This window comes from Candidatus Methylomirabilis sp., from assembly GCA_036000645.1.
Taxonomy (GTDB): Bacteria; Methylomirabilota; Methylomirabilia; order Methylomirabilales; family JACPAU01; genus JACPAU01.
In genome coordinates, this window is sequence record DASYVA010000016.1 from 1 (window position 1) to 8,855 (window position 8,855).

Below are 8,855 nucleotides of genomic sequence, written 5' to 3' on the forward strand. Positions count from 1 at the left end.
TAGCGTAACCCAAGCGAACTACTGCCGTGTGTAGGCAGCCGATGGGGTGCCGGGCCAAATGACGAGCATCACGAGGCCCGAGGGAGGAGGCGGCCGGAGGCGTACGCAGTTTGTACGTTGAGGACCGCCGACGACCGAGAACGAAGTGAGGCGATGTCAGTTGGCCCGGCACTAGGAGGGCGCGTGGAGATCCGCGGGAAGGTGGCCCTGGTAACCGGCAGCGGGCGCCGGGTGGGCCGGGCCATCGCAACCGCCCTGGCCTCCCGGGGGTGCCACCTCGTCCTCCACTACCGGACCGCGGCGGCGGAGGCCCGGGCGCTCGCCGCCGAGGCGGCGCGACTGGGGGTGAAGGCGGTCCCGGCCGGGGCCGACCTGGCCGATCCGGCGGCCGCGGCCCCCCTCGTCCGAGCAGCCGAGGAGGCCTTCGGCCGCCTGGACATCCTGGTGAACAACGCGGCGATCTTCCCCCGCACCCCGCTCGGCGAGGTGACGGCCGAAGCGTGGGATGCGATCTTGGCCGTGAACCTCCGGGCGCCCTTCCTCCTGGCCCAGGCGGCGGCGCCCCTCATGCTCCGGGGCGGCGGGGGGCGGATCGTGAACCTGGCCGACATCTCGGCCGAGCGGCCCTTCCCCGGCTACATCCCCTACTGCGTCTCGAAGGCCGGCCTCATCGCCCTCACGCGGGGCCTGGCCAGGGCGCTGGCCCCGGACGTCCTGGTGAACGCCATCGCGCCCGGGACGGTCCTCTGGCCCGAGGACTACCCGGTGGAGGCGCGGGAGCGGGAGCTCCGCCGGACGCCGCTGCAGCGCACCGGGACACCGGAAGACGTCGCCCGGGCGGTCCTTTTCCTGCTCGAGGGGGCCGACTTCGTGACCGGGCAGGTGCTCGCCCTGGACGGGGGCCGGTCGCTGACCTAGGAGAGTTTCCATGGACAGGCACCCGGTCAAGCCCCAGCACTTCTTCGAGGACCGGTTCGGCCTCTCGCCGCAGAAGATCGGGCGCGTCCTGGGGAACCTCCTGGGCAAGCCGGTGGACTACGGCGACCTCTACTTCGAGTACCGGGTGAGCGAGGGGTTCGCGCTCGAGGAGGGACAGGTCAAGAGGGCCACGCGCAACATCACCCAGGGGGTGGGGGTCCGCGCCACGGCGGAGGAGAAGACCGGCTACGCCTTCTCCGACGAGATCACGGTGGAGCGCGTGGAGCTGGCGGCCCGCACCGCCCGGGCCATCGCCGAGCGGGCCGGGGGGACAGGGCCGGTGCCCGTCGCCCTCCCGGGGGGCCGCCCCCACAGTCTCTACCCCATCGCCCGCCCGCCGACGGAGGCCAGCCTGCCCGAGAAGCTCAGTCTCCTCGAGCAGGTAGACCGGGTGGCCCGCAGCGTGGATCCCCGGGTCACCCAGGTGATGGCCTCCTTCACCGCGGAGCACAAGATCGTCCTGGTGGCCACCGCCGACGGCCTGGCCGTGGGGGACATCCAGCCCCTCACCCGCCTCCAGGTCACCTGCATCGCCGAGGCGGGCGGCCGGCGGGAGATCGGGAGCTTCGGCGGGGGGGGCCGGGCGGAGTTCGGCTTCTTCCTGGAGGGGGAGCGCTTCGCCCGGTACGCGCGGGAGGCGGCCCGCCAGGCCCTGCTCAACCTCGAGGCGGTGGAGGCCCCGGCGGGAACCTTCACGGTCGTCCTGGGGCCGGGCTGGCCGGGCATTGTGCTCCACGAGGCGGTGGGGCACGGGCTCGAGGCCGACTTCAACCGGAAGGGGACCTCGGCGTTCACCGGGCGCATCGGGGAGCGGGTCGCTTCCCCCCTCTGCACCGTGGTGGACGACGGCACCCTGCCGGGGCGGCGAGGCTCCCTCAACGTGGATGACGAGGGGACCCCCACTTCCCGGACGGTTCTGATCGAGAACGGGATCCTGCGCGGCTACCTCCAGGACCGCCTGAATGCCGCGCTGATGAGGATGCCCCTGACGGGCAACGGCCGCCGGGAGTCCTATGCCCACATCCCCATGCCCCGGATGACGAACACCTTCATGCTGGCCGGGACCACGCCGCCCGAGGAGATCCTCCGCTCGGTCAAGCACGGCCTCTACGCTGTCTCCTTCGGGGGGGGCCAGGTGGACATCACCAGCGGGAAGTTCGTCTTCTCCGCGAGCGAGGCGTATCTCATAGAGGACGGGAGGATCACCGTCCCGGTGAAGGGGGCGACCCTCATCGGGAACGGCCCCGATGTCCTGACGCGGGTCACGATGGTCGGGAACGACCTCGCGCTGGACGAGGGGATCGGCACCTGCGGGAAGGACGGCCAGTCGGTCCCGGTCGGAGTGGGCCTCCCGACGATCCGGATTGACGGCATCACGGTCGGCGGCACCGCCGCGAGATAGGCACAGAGCGCATGCGGGATGGACCCGACCTCCTGAGCGACCTGTTGAGGCGCGCGCGCAGCCGCGGGGCCTCGGCCGGGGACGCGATCCTGGTGGAGTCGGACACCTTCGCCGTCCAGGTCCGCCTCAAAGCCGTAGACAAGGTCAAGCAGGCCCGGGAGCGGCGGCTCGGCCTGCGCCTCTTCTTCGGCCAGCGCTCGGCCGTCACCGCCACGTCGGACCTCTCGGCCGACTCCCTCGCCCGCCTGCTCGACGAGACGTGCGCGATGGCCGCGGCCATGCCGGAGGATCCCGCCGCCGGGCTTCCGGACCCCTCCGCTCTCGCGCGCGAGATCCCCGACCTGGACCTCTACGACGGAAGCGCCTTCGGCCTCCCCCTGGACGACCGGATCGCCCTCGCCCGCCGCGCCGAGGAGGCCGCCCTCACCGCCGACCCCCGGATCACCAACTCGGAGGGCGGAGAGTTCGAGGCGAGCGCCGCCCGCATCTGCTACGCCAACACCCACGGCTTCCAGGGGGAGTACCGCTCGAGCAGCCATGTCCTCACGGTCGTTCCGGTCGCCTCGGTGAGCGGCCAGATGCAGCGCGACTACTGGTACAGCGCCCACCGGAAGCTGGCCGGCCTGGAGACCCCCGAGGCGGTGGGGCGGACGGCCGCAGCCCGGACCGTGCGGCGGCTCAACGCCCGGAAGGTCCCGACCCAGGAGGTCCCAGTCATCTTCGAACCGGAGGTGGCCGCGAGTCTCCTGCGGATGCTCGCCGGGGCTGCCTCGGGCAGCGCCATCTACAGGAAGGTCTCGTTCCTGGCCGGCCGTCTCGGGGAGACGATCGCCTCCCCTGCCGTCACGGTCGTGGACGACGGGTCCCTCCCGGGGGCGCTCGGCTCCCGGCCGTTCGACGCCGAGGGCCTCCCGACCCGCCGGACCGTCCTCGTCGAGCGCGGCGTCCTGCAGAGCTACCTCCTGGACAGCTACTCGGCCCGCAAGCTGGGCCTCGCCTCCACCGGGAACGCCGGCCGGGAGGTCGGGGATGCGCCGGTGGTGACCGCGACCAATTTCTTCCTGCAGCCCGGCCCCCACTCCCCGGAGGCGATCCTCCGGTCGGTGGACCACGGCCTGCTGGTGGCGGAGCTCATCGGCTTCGGGGTCAACCTGGTGACCGGGGACTACTCCCGGGGGGCGGCCGGGTTCTGGATCGAGGGGGGCGAGGTCGCGTACCCGGTGGAGGAGATCACCATCGCCGGCAACCTGAACGAGATGCTCCGCCAGATCGAGATGGTCGGCCACGACCCCGTCCTGCGGGGCCGCTTCGCCGCCCCGACCCTCAAGATCGGCCGGATGACCGTCGCCGGCCACTGAGACCCCAGGCCGCCGCCACGGCACCTTCGAGAGGAGCCAGCCCATGATTGTCGTCTCGAACCGGATCCAGGTGACAAAGGGCCAGGAGGGGGCCTTCGAGCAGCGTTTCGAGGGTCGGGCCCGCCTGGTCGAGCACATGCCCGGATTCGTCCGCCTGGAGATCCTCCGCCCCATGAAGAGCGACTACTATGTGGTGCTGACCTACTGGGCGTCGACGAAGGACTTCGACGCCTGGACGGAGAGCCCGGAGTTCCGAGAAGCCCATGCGCAGCGGCCCCCGAAGGAGATGTTTTCCGGCCCGAACGTCTTCGAGATGCACGAGATCGTCCAGCACGTGGAGCGGAAGGCGTGACCCGGGCCCCTGCGGTCCGCCGGGGATCACGACTCATCCTCCCTCTGGCGCTTCTCCTGCTCGCGGCTGCAGGATCTTCGACAGGAGAATCGCCCGCCGCATTGCAACTCGACGTGACCTTCAAAGAACAGTCCTTTCCTCTCCCGGGCCCGGTACCCGTCAGCGTGGAGTTCGAGAACCGATCTCCAGAGACCGTCGTCATCAACATCGCTTTTGGCTTCCTTGAGCAGAGCATGCTCGATGTCCAAATCGTGGCACCTTCGGGGCGAACCCTCAGACGGGGGATCGTCCCCCAGGGCAACCGACCGCCAGGACTCGTCCCTCGCGATTTCCGGAAGATCCCCGCGGAGGAGAAGGTCGGACTGGAAATAGACCTGGCCGAATGGTTCGAGCTTACCGAGGGGGGGACGTACACGGTGGAAGTCGAGTATTCAAGCATCTACAAGGGGGAGCAACTCGGCATGGGGGTGTGGACGGGACGGATGAAATCTCCCGCCCGAACGCTTCAGCTCACCAAGTGACGGGGAGTCGGCCATGGCGCTACGGACGGCGGCGCAGTACCGGGAGAGCCTGCGGGACGGGCGGGTGGTCTTCTACCGGGGGGAGCGGGTCGCGGACGTGACGGCGCACCCGGTCATCCGGGTGGCCATCGAGCACGCCTGCATTGACTACGAGATGGCGGACCGGCCGGAGACGCGGGAGCTGGCCGTCGTCAAGTCCCCGGAGACGGGCGAGCCCATCAGCCGGTACTTCCACATTCCCCGAACCGCGGACGATCTCCTGAAGCGGAGTGCCCTCATCGAGGCCGCCACGCGGGAAGGGGCAACGCTGGTGGTCCTGATCAAGGAGATCGGGACCGACGCCCTCTTCGCCCTGCAGATCCTGGCCGATCAGATGGACAAGGCCCTCGGGACGGCATACGGCGAGCGCGTGGGGCGATTCCATCGCCACTGCCGCGACAACGACCTGGCCATGGCCGTGGCCCAGACGGACGTGAAGGGGGACCGGAGCCTGGGGCCGGCGGCCCAGGCGCACCCCGACTACTACCTGCGGATCGTGGACGAGCGCCCGGAGGGGATCGTCGTCCGGGGGGCGAAGGTCCACACCTCGGTCTCCACGAACGCCAACGAGATCATCGTCCTGCCGACCCGGGCCCTCACGGAGCAGGACGCTGCCTACGCTGTCGCCTTCGCCGTCCCGGCCAACGCGAAGGGACTGAAGCTCCTGGCCAGCCCCTATGGGGCGCCGCGGTCCCGGCCCTTCGAGTCTCCGATCACGGCAGCCCACAAGATGATGGAGACCCTCACCGTCTTCGAGGACGTGCTCGTCCCCCACGAGCGGGTCTTCCTCAAGGGGGAGTGGAAGTACGCCGGGCCCCTCGCGCTCACCTTCGTGGAGTTCCACCGGTTCACCGCGGTCTCCTACAAGCTGCCGCTCGTGGACCTGCTGGTGGGGACCGCCCGCCTCATCGCCGAGTACAACGGCCTCGACAAGGTCGGGCACATCCGGGACAAGCTCATCCACCTCATCGCCTACGCCGAGACGCTCCGGGCGCTCATCCGCCAGGCGGCGCTCGGGTGCCGGACGGTGCCGCCGGGGATCGCCGTGCCGAGTCCCCTGCTGGTCAACCTTGCCAAGCACCACTTCGCGAGCGGCTACGCCCAGGCGGTCGCCTGGCTCCAGGAGATCGCGGGGGGCCTGCTGGTGACCGGCCCCGGGCAGGAGGACTGGGAGAGCCCCGAGACGCGCCCCTACCTGGAGCGCTATTTCGGCGGGGCCAAGGGGGTGCCGGCGGAGCACCGCCTGCGCCTGATGAACCTGATCCAGGACCTCACCGCCTCGGACTTCGGCGGCTACCAGGCCGTGCTGGCCATCCACGCCGAGGGCTCGATCGAGGCGGAGAAGCTCGCCGCCTACCGCGCCTACGATCCGAAGCCGGCCGTCGCCTACGCCAAGCGCCTGGCCGGCATCCCCCAGACGTAGGGCCCTGCTGCCCCGACCCGTGCGCCCGAAGCGCCGGGCAATTCAGTGCCCCTGCTTCCGGTGACCCTCCGTACTGTAGCCGCGCACCTGGTTGTAGTGCAGGATCTGCCCTTCACTCAGAAGGGCGCGAGTGGTGACGTGGGTTCTCAGGTGAACCAACCGGAGCTCGCCACGAAGCGCCGCGATGCGCTCCACGCGGGTCCGAAGCTGCGCCTCGTCAATCGCGCCCTGCGCGAACGCCGCCTCAAGTTCATGCTCCTCCTGAAAGATCAAACCCCCCAGCCGCCGGGCCTCCTGCGACATCTGCTCGAACAGCACCCGGACCGCCCGAGCCTGCTCCTCGGTCAGGGATACCTGCCCCGCCTCGATGACATCCAGGACGTGCCGTGGACCCGGGTAGCCATTCAACTCGGCCGCCCGGGCCAGTCCCATCCCGCGCCCCGCCAGGAGGTCCTCGATCTCCTCGGCGGAGAGCCCGCGGATCTCGGATGTGTGTTGCTTGTGATAGGGGGAGAGCAGCGTGTGCTGCCCCACGGCACGAGCAGGTACGGCGATGGCCAGAACCGGCACCACCGCCAGAATGACCAGCATGAGCATGGATGATCTCCTCTGCGGGCGGCGGACCGGAGGTCAGGCGCCTTTGGTCAGGACCAGGTACATGATGAGGGCGGTCCCCACCACGACCGCGATGGCGTAGAGGACCGGCTGGGAGGCGGGGATCCGCTTCCCGGCGACGGCCCGCTTGATCTGGACCGAGACCAGGCCGTCGAGGCCGAGCAGGATGGCCACGAAGAGAAGTTTGATCAGCAGCCAGGGCGCGGTGAGGGAGGTGCGGGTCAGGTGCAGGAGGGCGAGGCCGGCGATCAAGAGCAGGCTGAAGGCAGGGACCTCCACCATCAGGTGCAGGCGGCGATGGAGCACGGCCACCACCGGGCGCGCGTCGGCCGATCCCGGAGCGGCGAGCCGACCCAGCATGAGGACCCGGGCCATGAGACTTCCGACCCAGAAGACGATCCCGGTCAGGTGAAGCGTGAGGACGAAGGCGAGCCCCTTAGGCATGAGTCCCTCCCGCAGCGAATGAATGAATACTATCCCGCCCGCACCTCCTGCGGCAGATACTGGAGCTGGTAGAGCCGGGCGTAAATGCCCCCCCGCCGGAGCAGGTCCTGGTGCCTTCCCTCCTCCCGGATCCGCCCCCGGTGGACCACCAGGATCCGGTCCACGAACCGCACGGTGGAGAGGCGGTGGGCGATGATGAGAGCGGTGCGGCCCTGCAGCAGGGTCTGGAGCGCCTCCTGGATCAGGCGCTCGGTCTCCGTGTCCACCGAGGAGGTCGCCTCATCCAGGATGAGGATCCTGGGATCGAAGGCGAGCGCCCGGGCGAACGCCAGGAGCTGCCGCTCCCCCTGGGAGAGGGTGGCCCCCCGCTCCTGGACCGGCTCCGCATAGCCGCCCGGCAGGCGCCCGATGAAGGCGTCCGCGCGGACGCGCCGGGCGGCCGCTTCCACCGCCTCCGCACTGATGCGGGGGTCCTCAAGCCCGATGTTGCCCGCGATGTCCCCCGAGAACAGGAACACGTCCTGGAGGACCAGGCCTAACTGGCGGCGGAGGGTGACCCGGTCCCACTCCCGGATGTCAATGCCGTCCACCAGGATCCGCCCCGCCGTCACGTCGTAGAACCGGCAGAGCAGCGAGATCAGGGAGGTCTTTCCCGCTCCCGTGGCGCCGACGAGCGCGACCTTCTCGCCGGGCGCGACCCGGAAGGAGACGTCCCGCAGGACCGGCTCCCCGGGGACGTATTCCAATGAGACCCCCTGGAACTCCACCTCGCCTCGGAACGGGGCCGACGCCCTGGGCATCGCGGGATCCAGAAGGGTGGGATGGGTCTCCAGCAGGGTCACGATCCGCTCCCCCGACGCCATAGCGGCCTGGAAGATGTTGTACTTCTCGGCCAGGTCCCGGACCGGCCGGTAGGCCCGCTGCACGTAGAGGATGAACGCCACCACCTCGCCGACGGCCACCCCCCCGGCCCCGGCCAGCCAGCCCCCGGCGGCGAAGATGAGGCCGACGCTGAGGGCGCTCAGGACTTCCACGACAGGGAAGAAGAGGGCATTGTACCGAACCGACCGGACCTGCAGGTCCCGGTAGCGGGTGTTGATCTCCTGGAACCGGTCCTGTGCGCGGAGCTCCTGGCCGAAGACCTGGACCGTCGCCATCCCGGAGATGTGCTCTTGGAGATACGCGTTCAGCCTGGCCAGGACCTTCCGGGTCTCCCGGTAGTTCGCTCGCGCCCGCCGCCGGTAGGCCGCCGTCAGGACGAAGAGGGCGGGGGCCACCAGGAAGGTGAGGAGGGCCAGCCGCCAGTCGAGCCAGAGGAGGGCGGCGGCGATCCCCACCAGCGTGAGGCTGTCTCCGAGGAACGTCACGAGCCCCGTGGAGAAGAGCTCGTTCAGGTTCTCGACGTCGTTGATGACCCGAGTCATGAGGCGACCCACGGGGTTCTTGTCGAAGAAGGCGAGGTCCTGCCGCGTCAGGTGCGTGAAGAGCGTCTGCCGGAGATCGTGCATCGCCCGCTGGCCGGTCTGCTGCACCGTCAGGGTCTGGAGGTAGTTGAAGACGAACGCCAGCAGCACGCTCCCCAGGAAGAGGAGGGCGTAGCGGTCCAGGGAGACCACGTCCCGGTGCAGAACGGCCGCGTCCAGCGCCCCGCCGATGAGCATCGGCCCCGCCAGCTCCGCGCCCTTCTCCAAGAGGAGGCAGAGGAAGGCGAAGGCCACGGCCC

Annotated in this window: 9 protein-coding genes; 6 read left to right on the forward strand and 3 right to left on the reverse strand. The window is 70.0% G+C overall.

Features of this window, described 5'->3' with window-relative positions:
• Positions 1-183: 183 nt before the first annotated feature.
• The 6 genes from VGT06_00525 to VGT06_00550 all read left to right on the forward strand — a co-directional run bounded on the left by VGT06_00525 (position 184) and on the right by VGT06_00550 (position 6,073).
• On the forward strand, positions 184-918 hold the full coding sequence (locus VGT06_00525) for an SDR family oxidoreductase (GenBank protein HEV8661618.1): 735 nt from the start codon (positions 184-186) through the stop codon (positions 916-918).
• A gap of 10 nt (positions 919-928) precedes the next feature.
• On the forward strand, positions 929-2,380 hold the full coding sequence (tldD, locus tag VGT06_00530) for a metalloprotease TldD (protein ID HEV8661619.1): 1,452 nt from the start codon (positions 929-931) through the stop codon (positions 2,378-2,380).
• An 11-nt stretch (positions 2,381-2,391) separates the two neighbouring features.
• Positions 2,392-3,738, forward strand: coding sequence for a TldD/PmbA family protein (locus VGT06_00535; GenBank protein ID HEV8661620.1), 1,347 nt, complete (start codon positions 2,392-2,394; stop codon positions 3,736-3,738).
• A gap of 43 nt (positions 3,739-3,781) precedes the next feature.
• Positions 3,782-4,090 carry an antibiotic biosynthesis monooxygenase gene (locus VGT06_00540; GenBank protein HEV8661621.1) on the forward strand — a complete coding sequence of 103 codons (309 nt, stop codon included), beginning with the start codon at positions 3,782-3,784 and terminating at the stop codon, positions 4,088-4,090.
• A 113-nt stretch (positions 4,091-4,203) separates the two neighbouring features.
• Positions 4,204-4,611 (forward strand): hypothetical protein, encoded by a 408-nt coding sequence (locus tag VGT06_00545; GenBank protein HEV8661622.1) that lies wholly within the window; start codon positions 4,204-4,206, stop codon positions 4,609-4,611.
• A gap of 13 nt (positions 4,612-4,624) precedes the next feature.
• A complete protein-coding gene (locus VGT06_00550) occupies positions 4,625-6,073 on the forward strand; it encodes a 4-hydroxyphenylacetate 3-hydroxylase N-terminal domain-containing protein (GenBank protein HEV8661623.1) in 1,449 nt (482 codons plus the stop codon).
• Between the two features lie 42 nt (positions 6,074-6,115).
• On the opposite strand, the gene VGT06_00555 is transcribed toward VGT06_00550, so the two are convergent.
• The 3 genes from VGT06_00555 to VGT06_00565 form a co-directional block, all read right to left on the reverse strand.
• Positions 6,116-6,670 (reverse strand): hypothetical protein, encoded by a 555-nt coding sequence (locus VGT06_00555; protein ID HEV8661624.1) that lies wholly within the window; start codon positions 6,668-6,670, stop codon positions 6,116-6,118.
• Positions 6,671-6,703: 33 nt separating this feature from the next.
• Positions 6,704-7,132, reverse strand: coding sequence for a CopD family protein (locus VGT06_00560; GenBank protein ID HEV8661625.1), 429 nt, complete (start codon positions 7,130-7,132; stop codon positions 6,704-6,706).
• Positions 7,133-7,161: 29 nt separating this feature from the next.
• The coding region (locus tag VGT06_00565) for an ABC transporter ATP-binding protein (GenBank protein ID HEV8661626.1) at positions 7,162-8,855 on the reverse strand (1,694 nt) is incomplete at its 5' end.